The sequence below is a fragment of the Methylobacterium sp. Leaf87 genome, assembly GCF_001422775.1.
GTDB lineage: Bacteria > Pseudomonadota > Alphaproteobacteria > Rhizobiales > Beijerinckiaceae > Methylobacterium.
This window is the reverse complement of sequence record NZ_LMMI01000005.1, coordinates 177,256-201,475: the sequence shown is the minus strand read 5'-3', so window position 1 is coordinate 201,475 and position 24,220 is coordinate 177,256. Positions and strand designations below refer to the sequence as shown.

The following is a 24,220-nucleotide window of genomic DNA, read 5'->3' as shown; positions in this document are numbered from 1 at the left end:
CCGGAAGCGACCCTCGCCTCAGCTCAGGCCTTCCTCTACGCCGCCGCCATCATGATCCTCGTCCGAAGGCTGGGCCGAGCGTCATGACTTATCGGACGGACTCTTAAACGGATCGTCGGTCGGGGCGGAACTTAGCCGTACCGAGGCGCATTGCTGGTTTCATGAGCAGTGCATTTGTCAAAGAGACCGAAGGCGGCGAAGCCTTCGAGGATCTCCCCGATCGCCCCATCTCGGAGCACCCGAACTTCGTCACACCCGAGGGGTTGGCGCAGATCGAGGCCGAGGTCGCCCGCCTGCGCGATGCGTTCTCGGCCCTGACGCCCGACGCCAAGGCGGACGAGTCCCGCGTGACCCGTGACCTGCATTACTGGACGGCGCGGCTGGGATCGGCCCAGCTCGTCGAGGTCGAGCCCGGCGACGTGGTGCGGTTCGGCTCCACAGTGACCATCGCACGCGCGGACGAAAGTCATCAGAGCTTCCGTATCGTAGGCGAAGACGAGGCGGATCCGACCCAGGGCAGCCTGTCCTACGTTTCGCCCATGGCACGGGCCCTGACCGGCAAGGGCGTCGGCGACACCGTCGAGGTGAACGGCCAGGAGATCGAGATCATCGAGACCAAGTAGGCTCGGAGATCATCGAGGCGGAGCCGTCTTGCCCTCGATTCCGGGGCGCAACGTCACGATCTCCTCGGTCATGAAATCCATGAAGGCCCGGACCCGCGCGGCATGGCGCAGGTCCGGATGGGTCAGGAGCCACAGGCCGGCGGACAGCTCCGGCAGGTGGTCCGACAGCCGCACGAGACCCGGGCGTGCGTCGGCCGACCAGCAGGGCAGGGGGCCGACGCCGATGCCGGCCTCCACCGCCTCGCGCAGGCCCAGAACCGTGTTGAGGGTGAGGACCACGCACTCGGCGGCGGCATGGCTCTCGCGGAACCGTACGAAACGTCCACCCGCCACACCGTCACCCGGCACCACCCACGGACATTCCTCCGTCGGTCGCCCGGTGAACTCGGACCGCCCGTAGACGGCCCAGGCGATGGTGGCGAGCCGGCGCCCGACCAGGTTCGCGGCGGGTGCATCACTGGCGCGCAGCGCCACGTCCGCGTCGTGGCGCGACAGGTTGAGGGCCTCCTCCGAAACCAGCAGGTGCAGGCGGATGCGCGGGTAGCGCACGGTGAACCGGGCCAGCACCGGCATCAGCATATCGGCGACGAGACCCGCCGGGGTGGTGATTCGAAGGTCGCCCACGGGACTGCGATCCTGCCCGGCGAGTTCGCGGGTGAAGCGCGCGACGTCGGCTTCCATCCGCCCGGCAGCCTCCACCATGGCGAGACCGGCGCCCGTCAGTGCGTAGCCGGCGCGGTGACGGTCGAACAGCGTCGTGTCGAGGGCTGCCTCGATCCCGGCGAGACGACGGAACGCCGTCGAGGGATTGATGCCGAGATGCTCGGCCGCCCGCGCCAGGCCGCCGTGTTCAGCGACGCTGCGCACGAGGCGAAAATCGTCCCAGTCCATTCCGTCGGCTCCGATCGTGCATTCCTGCAAAGATCGTTTTGCAGAACAGGGCGTTTTCGCAAAGGCAGTTCCGAGCGATAAGGCACGGCGAAACGCGTGCCGGCTCCGATGGGCCGACCCGTGCCACACCGTAGGAGACGACCCGATGACCAAGGTTCTGGTGCTGTACTATTCGTCGTGGGGCCACGTGGAGAAGATGGCCGAGGCCGTCGCCGAGGGCGTTCGCGAGGCCGGGGCCGAGGTCACGATCAAGCGCGTGCCGGAACTGGTGCCCGAGGAGGTCGCCCGCCAATCGCACTACAAGCTCGATCAGGCCGCTCCCATCGCGGCGGTGGACGAACTCCCGGACTACGACGCCATCATCTTCGGTACCCCGACCCGTTACGGCAACATGGCCGCGCAGATGAAGCAGTTCATCGATCAGACCGGCGGCCTCTGGGCCAAGGGCGCACTCGTCGGCAAGGTCGGCTCGGCCTTCACCTCGACGGCGAGCCAGCATGGCGGACAGGAGACGACACTGACGAGCTTCCACACGGTGCTGCTGCACCACGGCATGGTGGTGGTCGGCCTGCCCTACGCGTTCCAGGGCCAGATGGGTGTCGACGAGGTGAAGGGCGGCTCGCCCTACGGCGCCACCACCCTGGCGGACGGCGACGGCTCGCGCCAGCCGAGCGCCACGGATCTGGCCGGTGCCCGCTACCAGGGCCGCCACGTCGCCGGCATCGCCGCGAAACTCGCCGGCTGACGCGACGCCGGGGATTCCCACCCAAGAAAAAAGGCTCGGATCGCTCCGAGCCTTGAGAGGCAAAAGGCCATTTGGGGGCTGAACTGGCCTTCGTGCTGGTCAAACGGACCGACGGTCCGCAAGGTTCCACCCCCGTTGAAAAGATTTCAGCGCGGAGCCGCGGCACGGCGCAGGCGATCGTTGATCGCTTCGCCGAGTCCCGTCTGCGGGATCGGCGCTACGGCGATGGATTCCGTGCCCGAGGCATCGAGACTCCGCAGGGCGGAGAACAGGTTGGCGGCCGCCTCGGTGAGATCGCCGCCCGGGCTGAGGTCGAGGGAGACGTACGCGTCCATGACCGCGGGCATCCCGCCGAACCGCAGCACGGCCTCGCCGGCCGCCACCGTCGTCGCGTCGAGGCGCACACGGGCACGGGGTGCATAGTGCGAGGCGAGGAGGCCGGGCCCGATGGGACGCGCGCTATCGTCCGGAGCCGGGCCGGCGACGGCATAGCCCAAGATGCGTTCGAGGTCGCCCCGCGTCACCCCGCCCGGCCGGAGCAGGCGCGGGGAACCGTCGAGGCAGGCGACCACCGTCGATTCCACACCCACCGGCGCCGTACCCCCGTCGAGGATCGCGTCGATCCGCCCATCGAGGTCGGCACGCACATGCGCGGCACGGGTGGGGCTGACCCGGCCCGAGCGGTTGGCCGACGGCGCCGCCACGGGTCGTCCGACCCGGGCGAGGAGATCGCGGGCGATGGTGTTGCCCGGCACCCGCAACGCCACGCTCGCCAAGCCGGCACGGGCGAGATCGCAGACGGTGCAGCCCGGGCCGGCCGGGACCACGAGGGTGAGGGGACCAGGCCAGAACGCGCTCGAGAGGGCCAGGGCGGCGTCATCGAACACCCCCTGCACCTGGGCCGCGGCGAGATCCGCCAGATGCGCGATGAGGGGATTGAAGCGCGGGCGTTCCTTGGCGGCGTAGATCAGGGCCACGGCCGTCGGGTCGGTGGCATCGGCGCCGAGGCCGTAGACGGTCTCCGTCGGGAAGGCGACGGTGCGCCCGAGCCCCAGCAGCCGTGCCGCCTCCAGGATGCCGGCCTCGTCGGCGGCGAGGCGCAGGCTTGACCGGAGATCGTTCATATCTAAACTATCCCTGGAGAGCGGAGCGGCTGGGCCGGGTTAAGCCGTTGCCCCATTGAAGCTTCCCCGCGCAGGGCGATCTGGGAGCCGGCCGGTGCTCTAGCGTCCGGCCGAGGCTTGCGTCAAACACGGGCGGCGAACGATACGCCAAGCGCGTCAAGCGCGACACAAGAAGACGCTCATAGGGAGCTTCCATGACCTACCGCGCCCCGGTCTCCGAGATGCTGTTCGCCCTGCGCCACGTCGCCGGGCTGGACGCGACCCTGGGCGAGGCCCTGACGCTTGACGATGTCCGGACCATCCTGGACGAGGCGGCCCGCGTCGCCGACGGCGTCATCGCACCCCTGAACCGCGTCGGCGACCGCCACGGCACGCCCCTTACCGACGGCGCCATCACCACCGCGCCGGGCTGGCGCGAGGCCTACCAGACCTGGACGGAGGGCGGCTGGAACGGCCTGTCCGCCGATCCGGACCACGGCGGCCAGGGCCTGCCGCTCCTCCTCAACGCCGCCTGCACGGAGATGTGGAACGCAGCCAGCATCGCGTTCGGCCTGTGCCCGCTGCTCACCGCCGGCGGCATCGAGGCCCTGGCGCAGCACGGGTCCGAGGATCTGAAGGCGCGCTATCTCGGCAAGCTCGTCTCGGGGGAGTGGACCGCGACCATGAACCTGACGGAGCCGCAGGCGGGCTCCGATCTCGCCCTGCTGCGCAGCCGCGCCGAGCCCGTCGGCGATGGCCGCTACCGCATCGTCGGCGCGAAGATCTACATCACCTACGGCGAGCACGATCTCACCGACAACATCGTCCACCTCGTGCTCGCCCGGCTCAAGGACGCACCGGCGGGCACCCGCGGCATCTCGCTGTTCCTCGTGCCCAAGATCCTGCCCGACGGCAACCGCAACGACCTGCGGTGCTCGGGGCTCGAGCACAAGCTCGGCATCCATGGCTCGCCGACCTGCTCCATGGCCTTCGGCGACGCGGGCGGCGCCATCGGCTGGCTCATCGGCGAGGAGAACCGCGGCCTCGCCTGCATGTTCACGATGATGAACTCGGCCCGGCTCAATGTCGGCCTGCAGGGCGTCGGCATCGCCGAGCGGGCGACGCAGGCCGCCCTGACCTACGCCCGCGAGCGCCGCCAGGGAAAAGCGCCGGGCGCGCAAGGCCCGAGCGCCATCGTCGCGCATGCCGACGTCCAGCGCATGCTGCTGACCATGAAGGCCTACACGGCGGCCGCCCGCGGCATCTGCTACCTCACCGCCGCCGCCCTCGACGCGGCAAAGGGACCGGAAGGGCAGGGCGCCCACGATCGCGCTTCGCTCCTCACCCCCGTCGCCAAGGCGTTCTCCACGGACATCGCCAACGAAGTCACGTCGCTGGGCGTGCAGGTCCATGGCGGCATGGGCTTCGTCGAGGAGACGGGGGCGGCCCAGCACATGCGCGACGCCCGCATCCTCGGGATCTACGAGGGCACCAACGGCATTCAGGCCATCGACCTCGTCAGCCGCAAGCTGCCGCTCCAAGGAGGCGCCACCGTACGTGCGCAGATCGCGTCCCTGCGCCGGGTGGCGGAGGGCCTCCTGAAGGATGCCGACCCGGCCTACGGCCATCTCGGTGCGCGGTTGCGCGCCGGCATCGAGAGCCTTGACAGCGCCACCAGCTTTCAGCTGGCGGCGCTCGCCTCGAACCGTCCGGAGACGGCGCTCGCCGGGGCGACGCCGTATCTGCGCCTGTTCGGCCTCGTCCAGGGCGCGGCCTGCCTCGCGCGGGAAGCCCGCGCCGCACGGGCCGCCCGCCAGGCCGGCGAGACCGATCCAGCCCATGCCGGGCGGATCGCCCTGGCGCGGTTCTTCGCCGAGAACGAGCTGACGGCGGCGAGCGGCCTCGCCGACAGCGTCATCGACGGCGGTGGCTTCACCGAGACGGCAGCCCTCGCCCTGGCGGGGTGAGCGCGGGACGCCCCTCCCGCGGAGGGGAACGGGACCGCGCGCAGGGAACGGCAAGACAGGCGAGACAGCACCATGACCGAGCACGTCGTCATCGAAGACACCGGCGGCGTCCGCCTCATCCGCCTGGACCGGCCCGATAAGCTCAACGCCCTGACGAGCGCCATGTACGACACCCTGCGCGAGGCCCTGGCGGAGGCCGACGCGTCGGTGGCCATCGGCGCCGTGGTGTTTTCCGGCTCGCCCGGAGCGTTCAGCGCCGGCAACGACCTGTCCGACTTCGTCGAGGCCTCGCGGCACCCGTTCGAGGATTCGCCGGCCCTGCACTTCATCCGGCAGCTCGCCCGGACCCGGACGCCCATGGTGGCGGCCGTCGATGGGGTGGCGGTCGGCATCGGCGCGACGCTTACCCTGCATTGCGACCTCGTCTACGCCAGCCCGGCGGCGCGCTTCCGCATGCCGTTCGTGGAACTCGGCCTCGTACCGGAGGCGGGAACGAGCTACCTGCTCCCACGCCGGATCGGCCTGCAGCGCACCACCGAAATCCTGCTGTTCTCGGAAGCCTACGATGCCGACGAGGCCGTGCGTCTCGGGCTCGCCAACGCCGTCGTTCCGGCCGACCTGCTCCTCGACCACGCGCTCGCCAAGGCCGCCCGCCTCGCCGCCCTGCCGGGGGGACCGCTGCAGGCGACGCGCACCCTGATTCGGGGGGATCAGGCCGCCCTGGAGGCGGCGGTGGAGACGGAGGCCGTGGCCTTCGAGGCGCGCCTGCGCTCGCCGGAGGCTCAAGACGCCTTCGCGGCCTTCCTCAACCGGTCGCGCAAGGCGTGAGCCCGGCGCCCGATCTTCGCGCCAAGGTCTGCCTCGTCGCCGGGGCGTCGCGGGGCGTCGGGCGCGGCATCGCCCAGGCACTCGGCGAGGCCGGCGCCACGGTGATCGTCACCGGCCGCTCCAGCGAGACCGGCCCACGCACGGACGGACGGCCCGAGACCGTGGAAGATACCGCACGAATGGTCGATGCCGCCGGCGGCACCGGACATCATTACCTCTGCGACCACACCAGCGAGCGCGCCGTCGACACCCTGGTGCACTGGGCCCTGCGCCGCTTCGGCCGGATCGATGTGGCCGTCTCCAGCGTCTGGGGCGGGGCCGAGGGCTACGATGGCGAGCGCTATCCCGACGGGGCCGCCTGGGGCACCCCGTTCTGGCGCCGCTCGGCCGAGCCATTCTCGGAGTTCTTCGGCAGCGGACCCTATCCGGCACTGCTGCTCGCCCGCGCGGTGGCGCCCGCCATGGTCGCGGCGAAAGCCGGCCTCGTCGCCATCGTGTCGTTCGACACTGGGCCCGGCTACCTCGGCGACGTGTTCTACGATCTGGCCAAGGCGACCACCAACCGCCTCGCCTTCGCCTGCGCGCAGGAACTGGCGCCGCACGGTGTCACGGCCCTCGGCCTGTCGCCGGGCTTCGTCCGCACCGAACGGGTGATCGATGTCGGGCACGCCGACATGGCCACGGAGAGCCCGCTCTATGCCGGCCGCGCGCTGGCGGCGCTCGCCGCCGACCCGGACGTCGCCGCGCAGGCCGGGCGCATCCTGCATGCGGGCGACCTCGCCGCCCGGTACGGCTTCACCGATGCCGACGGCACGCGCCCGGCGCGCTTCCACATCGGACCCTGAGAGGACGCCATGACGGGACCCGGCAGCGGATCACTGAAGGGCAAGACCCTGTTCATCACCGGCGCCTCGCGCGGCATCGGGCTCGCCATCGGCCTGCGGGCGGCGCGAGACGGCGCCAACGTCGCCATCGCGGCGAAAACCGACGTGGCCCATCCGAAGCTCGACGGCACCGTCCACACGGCCGCCGCCGCCATCGAGGCGGCGGGGGGGCGGGCGCTACCGCTGATCGTGGACGTGCGCGACGAGGACAGCGTCGCCGCCGCCATCGCCACCACGGCGAACACCTTCGGGGGAATCGAGATCGTCGTGAACAACGCCAGCGCCATTTCGCTGACCCGTACGCCCGAGACGGAGATGAAGCGCTTCGACCTCATGCACGGGATCAACACGCGCGGGACCTACATGGTGTCCAAGTATGCGATCCCGCATCTCGAAAAGTCCGAGAACCCTCATATCCTGATGCTGTCGCCGCCCCTCGACATGGCGGAGAAATGGTTCGCGCCGCACCTCGCCTACACCATGGCGAAGTTCGGCATGTCGCTCTGCGTCCTTGGGTTGGCGGGCGAACTGCGCCGTCAGGGCATCGCGGTGAACGCCCTGTGGCCGCGCACCACCATCGCGACGGCGGCGGTGAGGAACCTTCTCGGCGGCGAAGCCCTGATGCAGGCGAGCCGCACGCCCGAGATCATCGCGGACGCGGCCCACGCCCTGTTCGGCCTGCCGGCCCGGGAGACCACCGGGCGCTTTCTTATCGACGACACGTTCCTGGCGGAGCAGGGTGTCACGGACTTTACAAAATACCGCGTCACACCCGACGTCCCCCTTGCTCCGGACTTCTTCGTACCGGATGCGAGTTCACCGCCTCCCGGGGCCCTCGCCTGAGACGTAACCCGTGATCTTCATCCACCAGCCGGTCGCCGGCGCCGGGCAGACCCTGCTCGAGCGCACCTCCCTCGAATTGCAGGACCCGATCCCCGACGACACCGTGTGGCTCGACATGATCCGCCCGACCCGGGAGGAGGATCTGAAGGTCGAGGCCTTCATGGGCATCTCGGTGCCGACCCGCGAGGAGATGAAGGACATCGAGCCCTCCGAGCTCCTCTACGTCGAGGACGGGGCGCGCTACATGACCGGCCGGGTGCTGAGCAAGGTCAGCGACGGCGACGAGCCGGGGCTGGCCGGCATCACCTTCATCCTGCGCGGCAACCGCCTCGTCACCGTGCGCTACGAGGAGCCGCAGGCGTTCCGGATGTACACCCAGCGCGCCGGGCGCTCGACGGGCAACGGGCCCTCCGCCATCCCGTCCGGCGAGACCATTCTCGCCGGCCTCATCGAGACGGTGATCGACCGGGCGGCGGACGTGCTCCAGCTCCAGGGCGAGCGCATCGACCGCCTGTCGGGCAAGATCTTCGAGGAGAAGGCCGACCCGTCCGCCCGCAACACCGCCCTGCAGGACACGCTGCGGGCACTCGGGCGCCACGGCGACCTGATCTCGAAACAGCGCGAGAGCCTCGTTTCCATGGAGCGCATCCTGCTCTCGCTCTCGGCGACCTACCGCACCGCCAAGGCTCCGCGCGAGCTGCGCGAGGACGTGCGCTCGACCCTGCGCGATCTCCAGTCCCTCGAGGAGCACGCCACCTTCCTGTCCTCGAAGATCCAATTCCTCCTCGACGCGACCCTCGGCCTCGTGAACCTCGAGCAGAACAACATCATCAAGCTGTTCTCGGTGATGGCGGTGGTGTTCATGCCCCCGACCCTCATCGCCTCGATCTACGGCATGAACTTCAAGGCAATGCCGGAACTCGACTGGGGTCTCGGCTACCCGATGGCGGTGGTGATGATGGTGGTCGCCGCCGTGCTACCTTACGTGTTCTTCCGCTGGAAGCGCTGGTTGTAGCTGCGTATTCGAACCAACCCGTTAAGGATGTCGCGGCATAATGCCGGCATTCAGCGTGCTCCGGTGGCCGGTCGCACGTTTTCGGAGCGGGTCGATGGCACTGCAGAAAGTAACTATCCGGGCGAAGCTGATTGCCAGTTTCTCGCTCATCACCGCATTCATCCTCGGGATCGGCTGGCTCGGAGTGACGGGGTTGTCTCGGGTCGATGCTCTACTCACCGATGTTCAGACCAACTGGCTCCCGAGCATCCAGACGAGTGGACGCATCGACACGGCGCTCGCGCGATACACCACCAGCCTGCTGCGCACCACGCAGACGACCGATGCGGCCGACCGGGCGAAGATCGACGCCGACATGGGCAAACGGCGCGAGCAGATCACCGCCCTCACGAAGGCCTACGAGCGGCTGATCAGTTCCGAGACCGAGCGCGCGCAGTTCGAAACCTTTCGCAAGGAGGTGAACGGCTTTCTCGCCGTCGCCGACCGGATCGCCGCGGCGGCGCGGAACGGCAGCGACGGCTACAACCTCTACCTGTCCGAAGCGGTCGAGCCGCGTCGGCGGGCCTCGACGGCCCTGGAGAAGCTCATCGAGATCAACGATGCCGGTGCCCTCAAGGCGCATGAGGAAGGCAACGCCCTCACGGCACGGACAAAGACCATCGCGTTGACGGCCCTCACCCTCGCGGTTGCCCTCGCCCTCCTTCTCGCGATCCTGATCGTCCGCAGCGTCACCCATGGCATCGACGCCGTGGTTCGGCCGATGACCGGCCTGACGAAGGGCGACCTCGCGGTGACGATCCCTCACCAGGGCACCGGCACCGAGATCGGCCGCATCGCCGACTCCGTCCAGATCTTCAAGGACGGGCTCATTCGAATGAAACGCCTGGAAGACGAAACCGCCCAGGCCCGCGCGGGCGCCGAGGCCCAGCGCCGACGAGCCATGCAGCAAATGGCCGAGGCGTTCGAGCGCGCCGTCGTCGGCGTTGTGGCCTCCGTCGGTCGGTCCGCCGCCGACCTGCAGGCGACCGCGCAGGCCATGAGCGGCACCGCCACCGAAACCGCGAGCCAGTCGGTCTCCGTCGCCGCCGCCGCCGAGGAGGCCGCGTCCAACGTCGAAACGGTCGCGGCGGCCGCCGAGGAACTCGGTTCGTCCGTTCAGGAGATCGGCCGCCAGGTGCAGGGTTCGGCCGAACTCGCCGGAGTGGCCGTGCGCGAGGCGGGTGCCACCGCCGCCCTGGTTCAGGAACTCAGCGGCGCGACGGCGCGCATCGGCGACGTGGTCAAGCTCATCGCCGACATCGCCTCGCAGACGAACCTTCTGGCGCTCAACGCCACCATCGAGGCGGCGCGGGCCGGCGAGGCGGGCCGGGGTTTCGCCGTGGTGGCCACGGAAGTGAAGGAACTCGCGGGCCAGACCGCCCGTGCCACCGACGAGATCGGCACGCAGATCGCCCGGATCCAGGGCGCCACGGGCGAGAGCGTGCGGGCCATCGAGGCGATCCGCGGACGCATCGGCGAGATCAGCACGGTCGCGACCTCAATCGCGGCGGCTGTCGAGGAGCAGGGCGCGGCGACCCAGGAGATCGTGCGCAACGTGGCGCAAGCCGCGACCGGCACCGGCGAGGTCACGGCGAACATCGCGGGCGTAGCGGCCGCCGCCGAGGAGACGGGTGCGGCGGCAAGCCAGGTGCTGGCCTCCGCGTCCGACCTCTCGCGCCAGTCGGAGCATCTCGGCGCGGAAGTCGAACGCTTCCTTTCCAGCGTGCGCGCGGCCTGACCGTGAATCACCGGAGGCGCGTCCCGCACCTCCGGTGACCGTGCCCGTCGATCTCGACCTTCGCCGCCCCTTGCCGAACCGGACTGGATTTCTGATCGTCCCGTCATGTGTGGACGCTACTTCGCTCTCCAGTCGCCAGAACTCTACCGGCGGTTCTACGGCTATGCCGAGCAGCCGAACTTTCCGGCGCGCTACAACATCGCCCCGACCCAGCCGGTGCCGATCGTGCACGTCGAGAACGGGAGCCGGCATTTCCGGCTCGTGCGCTGGGGCCTGTGGCCGAGCTGGCTCAAGGATCCGAAGGACTTTCCCCTCGTCATCAACGCCCGTGTGGAGATGATGACCGAGAAGCCGACGTTTCGCGGGGCCCTGCGCCACCGCCGCTGCGTCTTCCTCGCCGACGGGTTCTACGAGTGGCGCCGCGAAGGCACGGGCAAGACGGCGACGAGGACGCCGTTCATGATCCGCCGGGCCGACGGGGCGCCGATGGCGCTCGCCGGTCTGTGGGAGAACTGGCTCGGGGCCGACGGCTCGGAGATCGATACGGCAGCCATCGTCACTACGGGCGCCAACGGGCTCATGGCGGCGGTCCATGACCGCATGCCGGCGATCCTGTCGCGCGATCAGGTCGAGCCCTGGCTCGACACGCGCGGCGTCGAGCCCGCTTCGGCCGCCGCCCTGTGCCGGCCGTGCCCGGACGACTGGCTGACCCTCGATCCCGTGAGCCCGCGCGTGAACGACGCCCGCAACGATGGGCCGGACCTCGTCGTGCCGCTGGAGCAGCCGAGCGTTGCACCCGAGGCCCCAGGCATTCCGGCGAAGGATCGGCCGCGCTCCAGCGACGAGGATGCGCAGGGCTCGCTGTTCTGAGACCGGCCGTTCCGAAGGGCGCCGTGATTTCCGACGTTGCGTCGGGGGGCCAAAGGCGGCATCGCTCGCAACACTGCGTGCGGGGCCGAGACGGTCCATCGGCCGGTTCGGCCCCGCCCGACCACAGAACGGGGAGACGAGACCATGACGCCCGAGGACATCGCCGACCTGAACCGGGCACGTGCCAGTCTGGCCCGGCAGCGCAGCGCCCTGTCGAAGCGCATCGGCGCTAGCGAACTCGCCGCCGCTTCGGCCGCCGAAGACCTGATGCGCATCCTCCTCGCCATCGAGGCGGTCGACCGGGCCCTGACCGATGCGGGACAGCCCTACACCCCGCCGATGGCCTGACGACGTGACACGGTCATGGACGAGACCAAGGATTCGAACGGCACCAAGCTCGCGGACGGCGATGCGGTGACCCTGATCAAGGACCTCAAGGTGAAGGGAACCTCGACGACCCTGAAGCGCGGGACCCTGATCAAGAACATCCGCCTGACCGGCGATCCCGAGGAGATCGAGTGCAACGCCGAGAAGGTCAAAGGGTTGGTTCTGAAGACACAGTTCCTGAAGAAGGCCTCGTCCTGAGGCGAACCCGGTCCTGAGGCGAACCCAGGCGCGGGCGGCCGTTGCTTCGGACCGGCCGCCCCGGGAGCCTTGGTCGCTTCAGTCGCCCGTCACGGCGCTCGGCACGCGGATCGGCGAACGGGTCAGGCTCCGGATCGGCTTCAGCGGCCGGCCCGACTTCTCGGCGATGACCCGGTCCTGCTCCTCGATGATCTCCCGCGCCGGGGCATCGCCGTCGAGGCCGCCGAGGATTTCCATGGGGACGCGCCGGTTCGAGGCGCGGGACTCGTCCTCGTAGAGGACATCGAACAGGACGGAGCCACGCTCCTGCGGTTTCGACTTCGTGCGTTTGGCCATGACGGGACGATGCTCGGACGCTGGAACAAAGGGATAGGGCAAAAGCCAACGGCCACGGAGAGGCCCGAGGTGCGCGTACATCCGGCGTCACCCCAAACCGTCATCGTGGCCGTCTCCGGTCGAGCGACGTGGGTCGCGACCGGCATGGGCCTTAAATGGGATCGCGACGGGCGGTTGGCAACCCGTTTCGGGGCCGGCCGTGCCGACTCCCTGCGGGATCTTGGCACGGGCCGTGCCCCTCGGCAGGATCGCGTGAGCGACAGCCGCGGATGCCCAGGGAGCCGGCATGACCGAGAAACCAAACCTGACGCGCTTTTCCGTCGCGCCCCTCGCCAGCATGACGCGGCAACTCGCGGCCGTGGCCTCGGGGCGGGCCGAGCCGGATCGCGTCCTCACCGGGGGCCGCCTGCTCTCCACCTATTCGGACCGCATCCTGCCCGACCGTGAGGTCTGGATCGGCGGCGGCCGCATCGCCGCCATCATGCCGGCGGGAACCTATCGGGGCCCGGCCGAGCGTATCGACCTCGGCGGGGGCCTTCTGGCGCCGGGCCTCGTCGATCCGCACCTGCACATCGAGAGCAGTATGGTGACGGCCTGTGCCTATGCGGAGGCCGCGCTCCTCAACGGCACCACCACCATCGTGTGCGACAGCCACGAGATCGGCAACGTGCTCGATGTGAACGGCGTCGAATGGATGCTGGAGGATGCCCGTCAGGCACCGCTCAACATCTATCTCACGGTGCCCAGCACCGTGCCGGCGACCTCACCCGATCTGGAAACCGCCGGCGGCGACCTGACGGCGGCCAAGATCGCGGCCCTGTTCGACCAGTGGCCGGAAGCCATCGGCCTCGGGGAGAAGATGGATTTCGTCGCCGTCTGCGAGGGCGATCCGCGCGCGCACGCTATCATCGCGGCATCGCTGGAGCGTGGTCGTCCGGTCTCCGGACACATCTACGGGCGCGGCTTCGTATCCACCTACGCGGCCAGCGGCGTCACCGACACCCACGAGGCCATCGACCGGGATATCGCCGACGACCTCCTGGAAGCCGGAATCTGGATCTACCTGCGCGGCGGGCCACCGACGACGCCGTGGCACAGCCTTCCGAAGGCCATCGGCACGGTGCTGGATTACGGCGCTTCGGCCAAGCGCGTCTGCGTCTGCACCGACGACCGCGACGCGCAGGACCTCCTCGCCTTCGGTCTCGACTGGGTGGTGCGCGAGGCCGTGCGCCTCGGCATCCCGAAGGCCCAGGCCTGGGCCATGGGCTCGCTCCACCCGGCGACGCGCTACGGCCTCGATGGCGAGATCGGCGGGTTCGGCGGCGGACGACGCGCCGATCTCGTCCTCCTCGACGACGATCTCGTGCCGCAATCGACCTGGTATGGCGGGGAATGCGTGGTGAAGGACCGGTCGATCACCCCGCTCCTCGACGCCGCCCTGTCACAGCCCTACCGCTACCCGGCCCCGGCCTACGCGACGGTGCACCTGCCCGATCCGCTGCCGGGCCTGGTTCCGGCGTTGCCGGCGGGTCCGGTGCGGGTCAACGCCATCCGCACCACGCTTCCGGGCATCGAACTCACCCACGAGGTGTTCGACCTCACCCCCAGCGCCGACTGGCCGACGACGCTGGCCGCCAACGACCTCACCTTCGTCACGGTGATCGAACGTCACGGCCGCTCCGGCACCGTCGCGCACGGGCTTCTGCGGGCGTTCGGGCTGAAACGCGGCGCGGTGGCGAGCAGCGTCGGCCACGATTCGCACAACGTGATCGTCGCCGGCCTGAACGAGGCCGACATGCGCGTGGCCCTCGACGCCATCGGCACCATCCAGGGCGGGGTCTGCGTCGTGGAGGACGGAGCCGTCGTCGCCCTGGTGCCCCTGCCGGTCGCCGGTCTCCTCTCCGACAAGCGGGTCACGGCGGTGGCCGGGGAAGTCCGTGTCCTGAAGGACGCCTGGACGCGCGCCGGGTGCACCATTCCCTATATGGGGTTCAATCTGATTCCCCTCTCGGTGATCCCCGAGATCCGCATCACCGACAAGGGCCTCGTCCTCGTCCCGGGGATGCGCATCGTGCCCTTGTTCGAGGCCTCCTGAACCCGGTGTTATTTTTGCCGGCTCGCGAGGAACTGGCCAACCCTAGCGCGGGTTGTAAGTCAGGGTCTCAACAGCCTCGCTTCCTCCCAAGCCTTTCAAACAGCCTGTTCGCCCAAGCGGCGGCGGGCTGCTTCTTTTTGCGCCCTCGCGCGTTGAGAGGTTCCTGTGTCCACGAGCAGCGAAGGGCGCGGGCCGGGGCATCGGCGAGCCCCTTTATCGGCAGGCCCACGGCCCGATTCCCCGGAGCGACTCCATGCGTAGCCTACTCACCCTCGTCATCGTCGGCGCCATCGCGTTCATCCTCGTCGGGATGTACGTGGCGCCCTCGCAACCCGACATGCGAACCTGGTACCTGCGCAATGCCTGCGAGCATCTCGATAAGCTGAGCCCGAAGATTTGCCAGCCCATGCGCGAGGCCGACGGGGCGCGACGCATCTGAGCGCCCTCGCACGCGCGCGCGACTGGTGGTTCCGCGACCGACGCACCGGCGCGATCACCGTCGCCCAATGGCCGAATGCGCCGCTCGTGATGTTCGGCCTCTGCGCTGGAGCGGACTGGGCTTTCGCCCCGGCTGGGCCGGCGGGGACGGTTTTGCGGGGTGTCGGCCTGGGGGCGCTGGTCGTCTGGGCCGTCGACGAGGTCGCCCGCGGCGTCAATCCCTGGCGGCGCTGCCTCGGAGGCGGCGTGCTGGTCGGCCTCACGCTCCGTTGGACCATGGCCGCCATGGCGTGAGGCCGCCCGTGGCGTGACAGCGCCTCGTCCGTTACGCCGTGTTTGACCGCTTGCGGTGCGGCGCCAGTGGCCTATCATCGGGCATCGTCACGCGGAACGAGGCAATACGGATGGCCTTCTTCATCGGAATCGCCTGCCCCTGGCTCGTGGTGGCCTTCCTCGATCTCATGGCGCTGAACCGCAGCCGGGAGTTGGCCGCCGCCGAATAGCGGCCTTCCGTACGAGGCCGCTGCGTCCCCAACGGGCGTTGCCCTCGCGCGAGCCTGCGTCTACCTCCCCGGTCTCCGATAGGGATCGTCGGGTGGCGGACGGGATGGCGCGATGATGTCCAGACATGCAGCCGGCCAGGAGCACACGCGCCGCGCGGGCGAATACCGTGCCGTACGTGTCTGGCTCTACGTGCTCGCGGCTCTCGTGGTCGGCATGGTGGCCGTGGGTGGGGCCACGCGCCTCACCGGCTCCGGGCTATCCATCACCGAATGGCGTCCGGTCACGGGCGCCGTCCCGCCGCTTTCGGCCGAGGCCTGGACGGCGGAGTTCGACAAGTACAAGGGCACTCCGCAATACCGCATCCTCAACCAGGGGATGGGCCTATCCGACTTCAAGACGATCTACGCCTGGGAATGGGGCCACCGGTTCCTCGGACGCTTCGTTGGCCTCGCATTCTTCCTGCCCCTGCTGTGGTTCTGGTGGCGTGGGCTCCTGAGCCGGCGCCTCGGGCTCGGACTCCTTGGCCTCGGCCTCCTCGGCGGCCTCCAGGGCGCCATCGGCTGGATCATGGTCGCGTCCGGCCTCGAGCCTGGCATGACGGCGGTCGCCCCGCTGAAACTCGCCCTGCATCTCACCACCGCGAGCCTCATCCTCGCCGGTCTCGTCTGGCTCGCCGCCGGCCTGCGCGCCGCCCCCTCCGCGCCGGTGCCGGCCAGGCTCAACCGCACGGCCGTGGCCGTGATGGCCCTGGTGCTGGCGCAGATCTTCCTCGGCGGCCTCGTCGCCGGATCGAAGGCAGGCCTCGTCTACAACACCTGGCCGGGGATGGACGGTGCCTTCGCGCCGCCCCTGGCCGAGTTGTTCGCCGTCCGGCCCTGGATCGAGAATTTCGTCGACAACCATGCCCTGGTGCAACTCGACCACCGCCTGATCGCCTATGTCCTCCTTGCCGTGGCAATTCTCCATGCCGTCGACGCGCGGCGGACCCTGCCGGGCAGCGGCACGGCACGGCGCGCCACCGGCGTGGCCGTCCTCGTCCTGGCGCAAGCCGCCCTCGGGATCACGACCCTGCTTCTCGCGGTTCCGCTCTGGGCCGGGCTGAGCCATCAGGTCTTCGCCATGGCGGTGCTGACGATGGCGACGGTCCACGCCCGCCTGAGCCCCGGTGTGACGGCTCGGCCGATGCGCCCCGAAGCGGCACCGGCCTTCGGCTTCGAGGCCTTGACCAACCGCGCGACCTGATCCCGCCGAACGGAATTCGCGCGCGCGGGACGGATTCCAATCCACCGCCTTCTCGCGCTCCGTGTCGACGCGCACGCGGCTCGGAAGAGGGCGCTTCCCTCGGCCGCCAGGGTACACCATCGTTCGGAAGCCGCGCATTATTGCGATGCAGCGAACCCGATCGACGCACGCGCGTTATGCCTCCGGCGACGCTCGGCATTTCGCGTTCTCTCCGCGCCCAACGAACGAGGACCACGACTGCATGACGCTTGGTAAGCCTTTGGTAGAGCCCATTTCGAGCACCGAAACCGTGAAGATCGAGCCCCGGTCTTCGGCAAGACCGGTCCGCCGTCACACACGCGATCGCCAGACGCGCCGCATCGTCTTCGGCCTCACGGGTGTGCTGGGAATCGCTTGGGCCGTTGTGATCGCGAGCCGCTACTCCGGACTGATTCCGGGGTAGGCCAAGCCACACCCGGGCAGGCGCGAATCCGTGTCACACGCTGCCGGAAGCGTGTCCGCACGAAGCCATTCCTGTGGACAGCACGAACTCGGTAGTTTTCGCCGGGAACGCTCCGGCACGGCCGAGCGTAGCTTTCGTATGACCGATCGGAGTCAGCGATGTTCCTGGCAGAGGATGGACGCCCCGCGGGGCTGAACTGGAACTACACCCGACGCGAGCTTCTCGCCGACGGGATCGTCCACTTCCTCGGCGTGGCCCTCGGCCTCGCCGGGGCCATCGCGATCGTGATCCTCGCGGCCCTGACGCCGCTCCCGGCCATCGATCAGGCGGCGGTCGCGGTCTACGGCGCCGCTCTCGTCTCGATGCTCGGCGTTTCGGCGACCTACAACATGTGGCCGGTGGGTCGCCGGAAGTGGCTCCTGCGCCGTGCCGATCACGCGCTGATCTATCTCATGATCGCCGGCACCTATACGCCGCTGGTCGCCCTGGTCGGCACTGGCGCCATCGCCTGGGGCCTACTCGCCACCGTGTGGCTGGTGGCCGGCATCGGCATCACCCTCAAGCTGACGCTGCCGGGACGCTTCGACCGGGCCGCCATCGGGCTCTACCTGCTTCTCGGCTGGAGCGGACTGGCGGCCTACGATTCGGTGATCGCGCGGCTCGAGCCCACCGCCCTGTGGCTGCTCGCCATCGGCGGACTGCTCTACTCCTTCGGCGTGGTGTTCCACGTCTGGCGCAGCCTGCCGTACCAGAATGCCATCTGGCACGCCTTCGTACTGGCCGCCACGGCCTGTCACTACGGCACGGTGCTCACCACCGTGGTCCAGGCCGCGGCCTGAACCCTTCGGACGTTGTGTCGTTTCGCCTCCTCTACTTGCCGGCGCAGAGGCCCCGTCCGGATAGGGAATGGTGGTCGCGCGGGTCGCAATCGGTGGCCAGGAACGAGGCCCATTCGGCCGTCGATCCGTAGAAGGCATTGCGGTCGACGTCGCCGCGCACGCCCGGCACCCGGCCGGTGGAAGTGAACTGCCACAGCATCCACTTGCGCTTGGCGAAGCGCTGCTCGGGCTCGGCCGCGGTGGAGCGGACCCAGTGGGGGTAATCCGGCAGCTCGTCCTCGAGTACGTCCTTGTGGAACGTGATGTCCGTGTAGATGATCGGGCGCTTGCCGGTGTAGCGCTCCATCTCGTCGAGCATGTAGCGGATCATTCCCAGCGCCTGGGCCTTCGGCAGCTTCTTCGGGCAAAGCTGCGAATGGCCGTTCCACTCCACGTCGAGAACCGGGGGGAGGGCGGTCGGATCCTGCGGGACGTTCTTCTTGAACCACTCGATCTGGTCCTGGGCCGAGCGGCACCAGAACACGAAATGATAGGCCCCACGCGGAACGCCGGCCCGGGCCGCACCGTCCCAATTCGCGCGGAACCGCTCGTCGACGTGGTCGCCGCCCTCCGTCGCCTTGATGAAGGCGAACTGTGTGCCGGCCGCCCGCACCGACGTCCAGTCGATGGGGCCCTGCCACTTCGAAATGTCGATGCCCTGGATCGGATGCTGCTTGGCGCGCGCGACGCCGGGATGGGGCTTCACGTCGCCCTTGGTCGGATAGAAGTCCGTCGCCGTGCCGGAGCAGGCGGCGAGGCCCGCGAGAAGGGCGATTCCGGCGATCCGGCTCGCCCAGCCACCGAGGCGCGTTTCACCACGGCGGGTACGGCGGACGGTCGGGGCAGTCCTGTTCGTCAGCGACATCAATGCCCGGCCCATCACTTTCCACGAACGCAACAACGGGTAAGGGATGCCCGTGCGCGGTTAACAGAGCTTTGACGGCAATGCGGCGGTTTTCGGGAAGTCGTGACCGGTCAGCCACATACGCCGTAGGTTCCACGGTTGGCCACAGGCCGGAAAACACCTAAGTCCCGCGCGAAACGCAGCATTTGCAGAGGAGGCCGGATGCGTAAGACTGTGTTCACCATCGGCTACGAAGGCCTCGATCCCGAGCGCTTCACCCTGGCCCTCACGGATGCCGGGGTCGGGACACTCGCCGATGTCCGCGCCGTGGCGAACTCGCGCAAACGCGGGTTTTCCAAGGGCGCCCTGAAAGCCGGCCTCGAAGCGGCCGGTCTATCCTACAATCACGCCCGGACCCTTGGGACCCCGAAAGCCGGTCGGCAGGCCGCGCGAGCGGACGACCCCGCGCTCATGCGCCAGATCTACTGTGAGGAGGTCCTCGACACTGCGGATGGCGGCCTCGCCCTCGACGCCCTGTGCGACCTTGCCGCCCGAAGTCCGACCTGCCTGATGTGCTTCGAGCGCGACCCCGCCCGCTGCCACCGCCGGGTCTTGGCCGAGCGCATGGAAGCGCGCGGCTTCGTCACCGTCGATCTCTACGGGGTGGACGTCTAGGAATGCCGTCAGACGATGCCGCCGCCATCCTGCGCCGGCCAGGACTTGCCGAGATGGGCCGCGACGGCGCCCGGATCCTCGCCCACCGTAGCGACGGCGTCCTCGACGGCTTCCACTGGGACCTCGAAGTAGCGCGCCCAATAGGCCCGCGTCCAAGGCTCGGTGACGTTCACCGATCTCGGGGCATGCGGATCGGGCTTCGGGTTCTCGTTCATGGGGCGTCCACGGTCGGGGGGCTTGAGACAAGCGCTGGATCAACGCGACCCGGTGGGCCGCGGTTCGGTGGCGTCCGGAATGCCGCTCACGCTTCTTTGCCGTCCTTCACCGCCGCATCGTATCCGGCCGTCCATTGCGCGTGCGCCTCGGTGCCCTCCGCATAGGGGCAATCCTGGCGACGCAAACCTTTGCGCGGCGCATGGAAGCCGAGGGTATAATGGTCGAGGTTGTCGTCTGGCATCTGGGTCATGTGCGGTAACGTCGAATTCGCGCGCGGGCTCCCGAAGAGCCGTCGCGTTCCGGCGACGCGGCGGCGGGCAGGGGACGCCCCAGCCGCCGCGTTCGGCGTGCGCCGACCGGATCGCCTATCGCTTCTTGCCCAGCTCCGCGGCGATGTCCTTGACCATGCGGCCGGCCTTCCGATGCGCGGTGGTGAGCTGGTCCTGCGTGACGCCCCATCGTTTCATCCAGAACTCGACGGCCTTGCGCTCCGACAGATCGAGCCGGTCCTTGTCGATGAAGCCTCGCTTGTCCTTCAACCCGGCCATGTCCGTTCCTCCAAACCAAAGGCGTGCCGCTCGCAGGCCCGCATGCGAAAGTTTCTCGGGGGGCTCGGAGGCCGGCCGGGCCGTGCGGTCGTGAAGGTCCAGGGTTACCGCCAGCCGCGCCGAACCCGGAGCGGTGGAGATCCCACTCCGCTCCGACAGACGCCAGCACATCCGGCTCCGAATGAATCGGACCTCGGACAACCCACCGATTTCGCAAAGCCACGCGGGAGAATGTATGATCTTCGCGCTCGTCACCGAGCGAGGGAACGTTGCCGACCGTTGCGGCGGACCTGTTCCCAGAGCCGAGGTCGGCGGATAAATCCTCGCCACACCTCGGAAGTCTCAAGCACCAACATCGTTATGTTGGTGCGGCCAAGAGGACTCGAACCTCCACCCCTTGCAGGACTAGCACCTCAAGCTAGCGCGTCTACCAATTCCGCCATGGCCGCATCGTCGTCACCATCGTCTCGAAGCCGGCCCGGTCGGGCGAGGCGTCCGTTTCGTCTGGCGCGGCGCAGCAACTAGCAGATGGATCTGGAGCCGACAAGCGGGTTTGCAGGAAATCGCGGGTTTGCAGGAAATCGCGGCTTCAGAGGAAATCGCGGCTTCAGAGGAAATCGCGGCTTCAGAGGAAATCGACGCCGTCGAGGACCGGAACAGCGCCTTCGCCGATGGTGACCCCGGGCAGGCGCACCACCTCCGCCTTGCGGATCAGCTCGGTGACCTCGACGGAGATGCGGTTTCCCGTCACCACGATCTGGCCCCGCGCGATCGGATGGTCGTTGGCCAGAATTTCCACCATATCGCTCTCCGTGGCTTCGAGTTCGATGACGGCGCCGCGCCCCATGCGCAGCAGGATGTGCAAGGGCATGTGCCGGCGCCCGAGAACCACCTTGAGGTCGACCTTGAGATCTTCGAGAACCGCCACGCGACCCGTTCCTTCACCCTGAGGAGCGCGCACCCGCACCGGCCCCGGAACCGACTGTCCATGCGCGATGGTGAAGCCTTGGTAAACGAATCCCTAATCGCCCCACGGCTCGGCGTCCGAACCGGGGATTTCTTCGCCCGCGCCGGTTCGCCGCCGGTGGAATGGCGGATCAGCGACGTGCCGGTCCCCTACGGGGAGGCCGTCGTCTACATGGAAGCGAGGGCCGCCGAGATCGCGGCGGGGCAGGCCCGGGAGTGCGTATGGCTGCTGGAGCATCCGCCGCTCTACACGGCCGGCACCTCGGCGCGGGCGGCCGACCTCGTCGATCCAGAGCGTTTTCCCGTTCATCGGACCGGCCGGGGCGGGCAATACACCTATCACGGTCCCGGCCAGCGGGTGGCCTACGTGATGCTCGACCTCAACCGCCGGCGCACGGACCTGCGCGCCTACGTGGCCGCCCTGGAGGCGTGGGTGATCGCAACCCTCGAGGCCTTCAACGTCCGGGGCGAGCGACGCGAGGACCGCGTCGGCGTCTGGGTGCGCCGCCCCGAGAAGGGGCAGGTCGACGGCGAGGGAGTCGAGGACAAGATCGCCGCCATCGGCATCCGGGTTCGGCGTTGGGTGAGCTTCCACGGCATCAGCCTCAACGTGGAGCCGGATCTCGCGCACTTCACCGGCATCGTGCCCTGCGGCATCACCGGCCACGGCGTCACCAGCCTCGTCGATCTCGGCCATCTCGTGACCCTTCCGGAGGTGGACATGCAGCTGCGCGCAGCGTTCGAGGCGATCTTCGGGGAAACGCTACAACTCAAGGTCGATGGAGCACCATAGCGCGCCCACCGGGCTTCGGCGCATACTCCACACTGCTGGATCAGTATGGACGGCGCATTCTATTACGCGAAGACCATCGTTGCGTCAAAGCAGTGGTTACCAGGATTTCCATGGAGACGCTCTTGGTCCTTCTCGTCCTCCTGTTCGGTCCAGCGGTCGCACTTACGATTTGCAGTAGCCTGTTCGGTCGGAGAACGGCCGTCGCCCTTTGGCGATACGCGTTTGCTTGGCTCTACGCGGCCGTGATCCTCTACGGCAGTGCGGAACTCGCCTGGTGGACCTTCGCCATCGGCGTCGAGGAAACCGATAGTGGTCCGCTACACTTCGCTAACACAGTCGTCACAGGTCTTCTGATCCTCTCGGCCGGATTCACGTGGTTCGCCGCCCGCATCCAGATATCGGAGTCGAAAACGGCAGCCCCGCCCGGCGCAATCCGATAGTGTTGGGAACCGAGGACCGGATGCGACTGTCACACCACCGGCACCCCACGCCCCTTGGCCTGCTCGCCCGGCTCCACATGGATCACCACGACGGCGCCCTCGACGGCGCCCTCGATGGCCGCTTCCAGGCGGTCGCAGATCTCGTGGGAATCCCGCACCGTCATCTCGCCCGGCACCACGAGGTGGAAGTCGATGAAGGTGGCCTGCCCGGCGTGGCGGGTCCGGACGTCGTGCGCTTCCAGGGCGCCCTCTCCGTGGAGCGAGATGAGTTCGCGGATCTTCGTCACCATCTCGGGCGGGGCGGCACGATCGAGGAGGCCACTCACCGAGTCGCGCACCATGGTCCAGCCGGACCACAGGATGTTGAGGGCGACCAGACCGGCGATGATGGGATCGAGAACCGCCGCTCCCGTGAGGAGTACGAGGCCGAGACCCACGAGTACCCCCAGGGAGGTCACCACGTCGGCCATGACGTGGCGGGCATCGGCCACCAGGGCCGGCGAGCGCCAGGCCTTGGCGCGGCCCAGGAGATAGACCGCCCACACCCCGTTGATCGCCGTCGCGACGCCGTTCACCGCCAGACCGAGGACCGGCGCGTCGAGGGGCTTCGGGTCGAGGATGCCGTGGAACGCTTCGCGCAGGATCAGCATCGCCGCCGCGATGATGAGCGCGCCCTCGATGACGGCGGAGAAGTACTCGGCCTTGTGGTGGCCGTAGGGGTGATCGTCGTCGGCCGGGCGTGCGGCCACCCGCAGGGCGACGAAGGCGAAGGCCGCCGCCACCACGTTGATGATGCTCTCGAGGGCATCGGAGTAGAGCGCGAGGCTGCCCGTGAGGGCGAAAGCCGCGAACTTGACGCCGGTGACGAGGGTGCCGATGGCGGCGCTCGCCAGGGCGGCCTTCTGAGTGCGGTCCATCACGGCATTCCATGGGTCGGGGTCGGGGTCCGATCGAACCCGCCCTTACGCGCCCGCACGCCCCCAAGGCCACGGCAAAGGTTGAACCCGCCACTGAACGATTGAGGCTCGGCTATAACCGCTGCCCTACCCCCTGCCGTCAGGTGGCCGGTTCGTCGCCGTCGCGCATGGCCTCAGGAATCCGGCCCCGGGCGGCCTCCCGATCGGCGCTCCGGGCCGCCTGGGCGCGCGCCCGCTCGGCCTTTCTGGCGTAGCCCCGCGCGATCCAACTCAACCGGGTGGAGGCCGCGAGGGCGTCGAGGCGGACCGCTTCGCGCTCCCAATAGGTGAGCAGCTGCGAATCCAGGGTCACGCGCAGGGGCGACGACACGGCGGACGGCTTCGCCCTGGGAGGCTTGGTGTTCGAAGCGGACGGGGGCATGGCGCGGCTTCCCGGAATGGAGAAGGGATTGGGAGCGGACCCGTGCTCAGGCGGGCGGCGGGCTCTGCGGCTCCGGCGCTTCCTCGACGAGCAGCGCATCGGGGTCGTCGCGAAATCCCGCATCGCCCGCATCGGCCACGGGCGAACCCGGCGTGCCGAACGGACGACTCGGATAGGCCGCCGTGAACTTGTCCCGTGCCGCCTGCGGATCGTCCGCCTTGAGGGTGATGCTCGGGCTGTCGGGCAGGGGCCAGCGCGGATCGGCGGGATCGCGGGGTCTCAACGCATACCAAGTCATTCGGAAGCTCGCTCTGCCTTCTCGCACGGCATCCGT

At 68.9% G+C, this 24,220-nt stretch carries 30 protein-coding genes, 1 tRNA gene and 1 pseudogene; 20 read left to right on the top strand and 12 right to left on the bottom strand.

The annotated features are described in order from the left end of the window. Nucleotides 1–87, top strand: a pseudogene (locus ASF22_RS23615) (IS5/IS1182 family transposase); the annotation flags it as partial. A gap of 74 nt (nucleotides 88–161) precedes the next feature. Beyond that, nucleotides 162–623 (top strand): transcription elongation factor GreA, encoded by a 462-nt coding sequence (greA, locus tag ASF22_RS05450; RefSeq protein WP_056173438.1) that lies wholly within the window; start codon nucleotides 162–164, stop codon nucleotides 621–623. Between the two features lie 9 nt (nucleotides 624–632). Here greA and ASF22_RS05445 read toward each other — a convergent pair whose 3' ends face one another. Next, complete coding sequence (locus ASF22_RS05445; protein WP_056262212.1) at nucleotides 633–1,514, bottom strand: LysR family transcriptional regulator; 882 nt, start codon at nucleotides 1,512–1,514, stop codon at nucleotides 633–635. A gap of 145 nt (nucleotides 1,515–1,659) precedes the next feature. On the opposite strand from ASF22_RS05445, the gene wrbA reads away from it, so the two are divergent. After that, entirely contained in the window at nucleotides 1,660–2,259 is a 600-nt protein-coding gene (wrbA, locus tag ASF22_RS05440; protein WP_056262209.1) for an NAD(P)H:quinone oxidoreductase, read from the top strand. 146 nt (nucleotides 2,260–2,405) lie between these two features. Here wrbA and ASF22_RS05435 read toward each other — a convergent pair whose 3' ends face one another. Next, the gene (locus ASF22_RS05435) at nucleotides 2,406–3,383 is read right to left on the bottom strand and encodes an L-threonylcarbamoyladenylate synthase (RefSeq protein WP_056262207.1); all 978 of its coding nucleotides are present in this window, start codon (nucleotides 3,381–3,383) and stop codon (nucleotides 2,406–2,408) included. 194 nt (nucleotides 3,384–3,577) lie between these two features. On the opposite strand from ASF22_RS05435, the gene ASF22_RS05430 reads away from it, so the two are divergent. From ASF22_RS05430 to ASF22_RS05390, 9 genes are all read left to right on the top strand, one after another. Next, nucleotides 3,578–5,329: an acyl-CoA dehydrogenase gene (locus ASF22_RS05430; protein ID WP_056262204.1), complete on the top strand. Its 1,752-nt coding sequence runs from the start codon at nucleotides 3,578–3,580 to the stop codon at nucleotides 5,327–5,329. Between the two features lie 72 nt (nucleotides 5,330–5,401). Next, the gene (locus ASF22_RS05425) at nucleotides 5,402–6,157 is read left to right on the top strand and encodes an enoyl-CoA hydratase-related protein (RefSeq protein ID WP_056262201.1); all 756 of its coding nucleotides are present in this window, start codon (nucleotides 5,402–5,404) and stop codon (nucleotides 6,155–6,157) included. After that, the gene (locus ASF22_RS05420) at nucleotides 6,154–7,002 is read left to right on the top strand and encodes an SDR family NAD(P)-dependent oxidoreductase (RefSeq protein ID WP_056262199.1); all 849 of its coding nucleotides are present in this window, start codon (nucleotides 6,154–6,156) and stop codon (nucleotides 7,000–7,002) included. The genes ASF22_RS05425 and ASF22_RS05420 overlap by 4 nt, the downstream gene beginning before the upstream one ends. A 9-nt stretch (nucleotides 7,003–7,011) precedes the next feature. After that, nucleotides 7,012–7,884, top strand: a complete 873-nt coding sequence (locus ASF22_RS05415; RefSeq protein WP_056262197.1) for an NAD(P)-dependent oxidoreductase — start codon at nucleotides 7,012–7,014, stop codon at nucleotides 7,882–7,884. A gap of 10 nt (nucleotides 7,885–7,894) precedes the next feature. Beyond that, nucleotides 7,895–8,899 (top strand): magnesium transporter CorA family protein, encoded by a 1,005-nt coding sequence (locus ASF22_RS05410; RefSeq protein ID WP_056173463.1) that lies wholly within the window; start codon nucleotides 7,895–7,897, stop codon nucleotides 8,897–8,899. A 94-nt stretch (nucleotides 8,900–8,993) separates the two neighbouring features. Continuing rightward, nucleotides 8,994–10,676 (top strand): methyl-accepting chemotaxis protein, encoded by a 1,683-nt coding sequence (locus ASF22_RS05405; RefSeq protein ID WP_056262194.1) that lies wholly within the window; start codon nucleotides 8,994–8,996, stop codon nucleotides 10,674–10,676. 105 nt (nucleotides 10,677–10,781) lie between these two features. Continuing rightward, a complete protein-coding gene (locus tag ASF22_RS05400) occupies nucleotides 10,782–11,546 on the top strand; it encodes an SOS response-associated peptidase (RefSeq protein WP_056262189.1) in 765 nt (254 codons plus the stop codon). Between the two features lie 144 nt (nucleotides 11,547–11,690). Beyond that, nucleotides 11,691–11,894, top strand: coding sequence for a hypothetical protein (locus ASF22_RS05395; protein ID WP_056173473.1), 204 nt, complete (start codon nucleotides 11,691–11,693; stop codon nucleotides 11,892–11,894). A gap of 15 nt (nucleotides 11,895–11,909) precedes the next feature. Continuing rightward, nucleotides 11,910–12,131 (top strand): alkylphosphonate utilization protein, encoded by a 222-nt coding sequence (locus ASF22_RS05390; RefSeq protein WP_056173476.1) that lies wholly within the window; start codon nucleotides 11,910–11,912, stop codon nucleotides 12,129–12,131. 78 nt (nucleotides 12,132–12,209) lie between these two features. Here the strand turns inward: ASF22_RS05390 and ASF22_RS05385 are convergent, their stop codons facing one another. Beyond that, complete coding sequence (locus tag ASF22_RS05385) at nucleotides 12,210–12,467, bottom strand: hypothetical protein (protein WP_056173479.1); 258 nt, start codon at nucleotides 12,465–12,467, stop codon at nucleotides 12,210–12,212. A 286-nt stretch (nucleotides 12,468–12,753) separates the two neighbouring features. Between ASF22_RS05385 and ASF22_RS05380 the strand changes: the two genes are divergently transcribed. The 5 genes from ASF22_RS05380 (at nucleotide 12,754) to ASF22_RS05360 (ending at nucleotide 18,027) form a co-directional block, all read left to right on the top strand. Continuing rightward, nucleotides 12,754–14,562: an adenine deaminase C-terminal domain-containing protein gene (locus tag ASF22_RS05380; RefSeq protein WP_056262186.1), complete on the top strand. Its 1,809-nt coding sequence runs from the start codon at nucleotides 12,754–12,756 to the stop codon at nucleotides 14,560–14,562. A gap of 253 nt (nucleotides 14,563–14,815) precedes the next feature. Then, on the top strand, nucleotides 14,816–15,001 hold the full coding sequence (locus ASF22_RS05375) for a hypothetical protein (RefSeq protein WP_056262184.1): 186 nt from the start codon (nucleotides 14,816–14,818) through the stop codon (nucleotides 14,999–15,001). A gap of 89 nt (nucleotides 15,002–15,090) precedes the next feature. After that, nucleotides 15,091–15,294, top strand: a complete 204-nt coding sequence (locus tag ASF22_RS05370; RefSeq protein ID WP_348271122.1) for a hypothetical protein — start codon at nucleotides 15,091–15,093, stop codon at nucleotides 15,292–15,294. A gap of 321 nt (nucleotides 15,295–15,615) precedes the next feature. Continuing rightward, nucleotides 15,616–16,746, top strand: a complete 1,131-nt coding sequence (locus tag ASF22_RS05365; RefSeq protein ID WP_156647612.1) for a COX15/CtaA family protein — start codon at nucleotides 15,616–15,618, stop codon at nucleotides 16,744–16,746. Between the two features lie 600 nt (nucleotides 16,747–17,346). Then, nucleotides 17,347–18,027 carry a hemolysin III family protein gene (locus tag ASF22_RS05360; RefSeq protein ID WP_056262181.1) on the top strand — a complete coding sequence of 227 codons (681 nt, stop codon included), beginning with the start codon at nucleotides 17,347–17,349 and terminating at the stop codon, nucleotides 18,025–18,027. Between the two features lie 31 nt (nucleotides 18,028–18,058). Here the strand turns inward: ASF22_RS05360 and ASF22_RS05355 are convergent, their stop codons facing one another. Further along, nucleotides 18,059–18,931, bottom strand: a complete 873-nt coding sequence (locus tag ASF22_RS05355) for a GH25 family lysozyme (RefSeq protein ID WP_082479241.1) — start codon at nucleotides 18,929–18,931, stop codon at nucleotides 18,059–18,061. A 201-nt stretch (nucleotides 18,932–19,132) separates the two neighbouring features. Between ASF22_RS05355 and ASF22_RS05350 the strand changes: the two genes are divergently transcribed. Beyond that, complete coding sequence (locus ASF22_RS05350) at nucleotides 19,133–19,585, top strand: DUF488 domain-containing protein (protein ID WP_056262179.1); 453 nt, start codon at nucleotides 19,133–19,135, stop codon at nucleotides 19,583–19,585. A gap of 8 nt (nucleotides 19,586–19,593) precedes the next feature. Here ASF22_RS05350 and ASF22_RS05345 read toward each other — a convergent pair whose 3' ends face one another. The 5 genes from ASF22_RS05345 to ASF22_RS05325 form a co-directional block, all read right to left on the bottom strand. Beyond that, nucleotides 19,594–19,800 carry a DUF3606 domain-containing protein gene (locus ASF22_RS05345; protein WP_056262176.1) on the bottom strand — a complete coding sequence of 69 codons (207 nt, stop codon included), beginning with the start codon at nucleotides 19,798–19,800 and terminating at the stop codon, nucleotides 19,594–19,596. Between the two features lie 86 nt (nucleotides 19,801–19,886). Then, nucleotides 19,887–20,051 carry a hypothetical protein gene (locus ASF22_RS05340; RefSeq protein WP_056262172.1) on the bottom strand — a complete coding sequence of 55 codons (165 nt, stop codon included), beginning with the start codon at nucleotides 20,049–20,051 and terminating at the stop codon, nucleotides 19,887–19,889. 115 nt (nucleotides 20,052–20,166) lie between these two features. Continuing rightward, complete coding sequence (locus tag ASF22_RS05335) at nucleotides 20,167–20,349, bottom strand: DUF3606 domain-containing protein (RefSeq protein ID WP_056095126.1); 183 nt, start codon at nucleotides 20,347–20,349, stop codon at nucleotides 20,167–20,169. Nucleotides 20,350–20,713: 364 nt separating this feature from the next. Beyond that, a tRNA-Leu gene (locus ASF22_RS05330) sits at nucleotides 20,714–20,798 on the bottom strand. Between the two features lie 176 nt (nucleotides 20,799–20,974). Further along, nucleotides 20,975–21,277 carry a FliM/FliN family flagellar motor switch protein gene (locus tag ASF22_RS05325; protein ID WP_056173501.1) on the bottom strand — a complete coding sequence of 101 codons (303 nt, stop codon included), beginning with the start codon at nucleotides 21,275–21,277 and terminating at the stop codon, nucleotides 20,975–20,977. A gap of 78 nt (nucleotides 21,278–21,355) precedes the next feature. On the opposite strand from ASF22_RS05325, the gene lipB reads away from it, so the two are divergent. Continuing rightward, the gene (gene lipB, locus ASF22_RS05320) at nucleotides 21,356–22,108 is read left to right on the top strand and encodes a lipoyl(octanoyl) transferase LipB (RefSeq protein ID WP_244474206.1); all 753 of its coding nucleotides are present in this window, start codon (nucleotides 21,356–21,358) and stop codon (nucleotides 22,106–22,108) included. 110 nt (nucleotides 22,109–22,218) lie between these two features. Continuing rightward, entirely contained in the window at nucleotides 22,219–22,548 is a 330-nt protein-coding gene (locus tag ASF22_RS05315; RefSeq protein WP_056262169.1) for a hypothetical protein, read from the top strand. A 29-nt stretch (nucleotides 22,549–22,577) separates the two neighbouring features. Here the strand turns inward: ASF22_RS05315 and ASF22_RS05310 are convergent, their stop codons facing one another. The 3 genes from ASF22_RS05310 to ASF22_RS05300 form a co-directional block, all read right to left on the bottom strand. Further along, complete coding sequence (locus ASF22_RS05310; protein WP_056173505.1) at nucleotides 22,578–23,465, bottom strand: cation diffusion facilitator family transporter; 888 nt, start codon at nucleotides 23,463–23,465, stop codon at nucleotides 22,578–22,580. 139 nt (nucleotides 23,466–23,604) lie between these two features. Beyond that, nucleotides 23,605–23,886 carry a hypothetical protein gene (locus ASF22_RS05305; RefSeq protein ID WP_244474202.1) on the bottom strand — a complete coding sequence of 94 codons (282 nt, stop codon included), beginning with the start codon at nucleotides 23,884–23,886 and terminating at the stop codon, nucleotides 23,605–23,607. A 46-nt stretch (nucleotides 23,887–23,932) separates the two neighbouring features. Next, the gene (locus ASF22_RS05300; protein ID WP_056173512.1) at nucleotides 23,933–24,184 is read right to left on the bottom strand and encodes a hypothetical protein; all 252 of its coding nucleotides are present in this window, start codon (nucleotides 24,182–24,184) and stop codon (nucleotides 23,933–23,935) included. Nucleotides 24,185–24,220: the final 36 nt, after the last annotated feature.

Excerpts from the sequence above, each read along its gene's own strand:
- greA (WP_056173438.1), top strand. The coding sequence starts at position 162 with ATGAGCAGTGCATTTGTCAAAGAGACCGAAGGCGGCGAAGCCTTCGAG.
- ASF22_RS05445 (WP_056262212.1), bottom strand. The coding sequence starts at position 1,514 with ATGGACTGGGACGATTTTCGCCTCGTGCGCAGCGTCGCTGAACACGGC.
- wrbA (WP_056262209.1), top strand. The coding sequence starts at position 1,660 with ATGACCAAGGTTCTGGTGCTGTACTATTCGTCGTGGGGCCACGTGGAG.
- ASF22_RS05435 (WP_056262207.1), bottom strand. The coding sequence starts at position 3,383 with ATGAACGATCTCCGGTCAAGCCTGCGCCTCGCCGCCGACGAGGCCGGC.
- ASF22_RS05430 (WP_056262204.1), top strand. The coding sequence starts at position 3,578 with ATGACCTACCGCGCCCCGGTCTCCGAGATGCTGTTCGCCCTGCGCCAC.
- ASF22_RS05425 (WP_056262201.1), top strand. The coding sequence starts at position 5,402 with ATGACCGAGCACGTCGTCATCGAAGACACCGGCGGCGTCCGCCTCATC.
- ASF22_RS05415 (WP_056262197.1), top strand. The coding sequence starts at position 7,012 with ATGACGGGACCCGGCAGCGGATCACTGAAGGGCAAGACCCTGTTCATC.
- ASF22_RS05405 (WP_056262194.1), top strand. The coding sequence starts at position 8,994 with ATGGCACTGCAGAAAGTAACTATCCGGGCGAAGCTGATTGCCAGTTTC.
- ASF22_RS05400 (WP_056262189.1), top strand. The coding sequence starts at position 10,782 with ATGTGTGGACGCTACTTCGCTCTCCAGTCGCCAGAACTCTACCGGCGG.
- ASF22_RS05395 (WP_056173473.1), top strand. The coding sequence starts at position 11,691 with ATGACGCCCGAGGACATCGCCGACCTGAACCGGGCACGTGCCAGTCTG.
- ASF22_RS05390 (WP_056173476.1), top strand. The coding sequence starts at position 11,910 with ATGGACGAGACCAAGGATTCGAACGGCACCAAGCTCGCGGACGGCGAT.
- ASF22_RS05385 (WP_056173479.1), bottom strand. The coding sequence starts at position 12,467 with ATGGCCAAACGCACGAAGTCGAAACCGCAGGAGCGTGGCTCCGTCCTG.
- ASF22_RS05380 (WP_056262186.1), top strand. The coding sequence starts at position 12,754 with ATGACCGAGAAACCAAACCTGACGCGCTTTTCCGTCGCGCCCCTCGCC.
- ASF22_RS05375 (WP_056262184.1), top strand. The coding sequence starts at position 14,816 with ATGCGTAGCCTACTCACCCTCGTCATCGTCGGCGCCATCGCGTTCATC.
- ASF22_RS05370 (WP_348271122.1), top strand. The coding sequence starts at position 15,091 with ATGTTCGGCCTCTGCGCTGGAGCGGACTGGGCTTTCGCCCCGGCTGGG.
- ASF22_RS05365 (WP_156647612.1), top strand. The coding sequence starts at position 15,616 with ATGATGTCCAGACATGCAGCCGGCCAGGAGCACACGCGCCGCGCGGGC.
- ASF22_RS05360 (WP_056262181.1), top strand. The coding sequence starts at position 17,347 with ATGTTCCTGGCAGAGGATGGACGCCCCGCGGGGCTGAACTGGAACTAC.
- ASF22_RS05355 (WP_082479241.1), bottom strand. The coding sequence starts at position 18,931 with ATGTCGCTGACGAACAGGACTGCCCCGACCGTCCGCCGTACCCGCCGT.
- ASF22_RS05350 (WP_056262179.1), top strand. The coding sequence starts at position 19,133 with ATGCGTAAGACTGTGTTCACCATCGGCTACGAAGGCCTCGATCCCGAG.
- ASF22_RS05345 (WP_056262176.1), bottom strand. The coding sequence starts at position 19,800 with ATGAACGAGAACCCGAAGCCCGATCCGCATGCCCCGAGATCGGTGAAC.
- ASF22_RS05340 (WP_056262172.1), bottom strand. The coding sequence starts at position 20,051 with ATGACCCAGATGCCAGACGACAACCTCGACCATTATACCCTCGGCTTC.
- ASF22_RS05335 (WP_056095126.1), bottom strand. The coding sequence starts at position 20,349 with ATGGCCGGGTTGAAGGACAAGCGAGGCTTCATCGACAAGGACCGGCTC.
- ASF22_RS05315 (WP_056262169.1), top strand. The coding sequence starts at position 22,219 with ATGGAGACGCTCTTGGTCCTTCTCGTCCTCCTGTTCGGTCCAGCGGTC.
- ASF22_RS05310 (WP_056173505.1), bottom strand. The coding sequence starts at position 23,465 with ATGGACCGCACTCAGAAGGCCGCCCTGGCGAGCGCCGCCATCGGCACC.
- ASF22_RS05305 (WP_244474202.1), bottom strand. The coding sequence starts at position 23,886 with ATGCCCCCGTCCGCTTCGAACACCAAGCCTCCCAGGGCGAAGCCGTCC.
- ASF22_RS05300 (WP_056173512.1), bottom strand. The coding sequence starts at position 24,184 with ATGACTTGGTATGCGTTGAGACCCCGCGATCCCGCCGATCCGCGCTGG.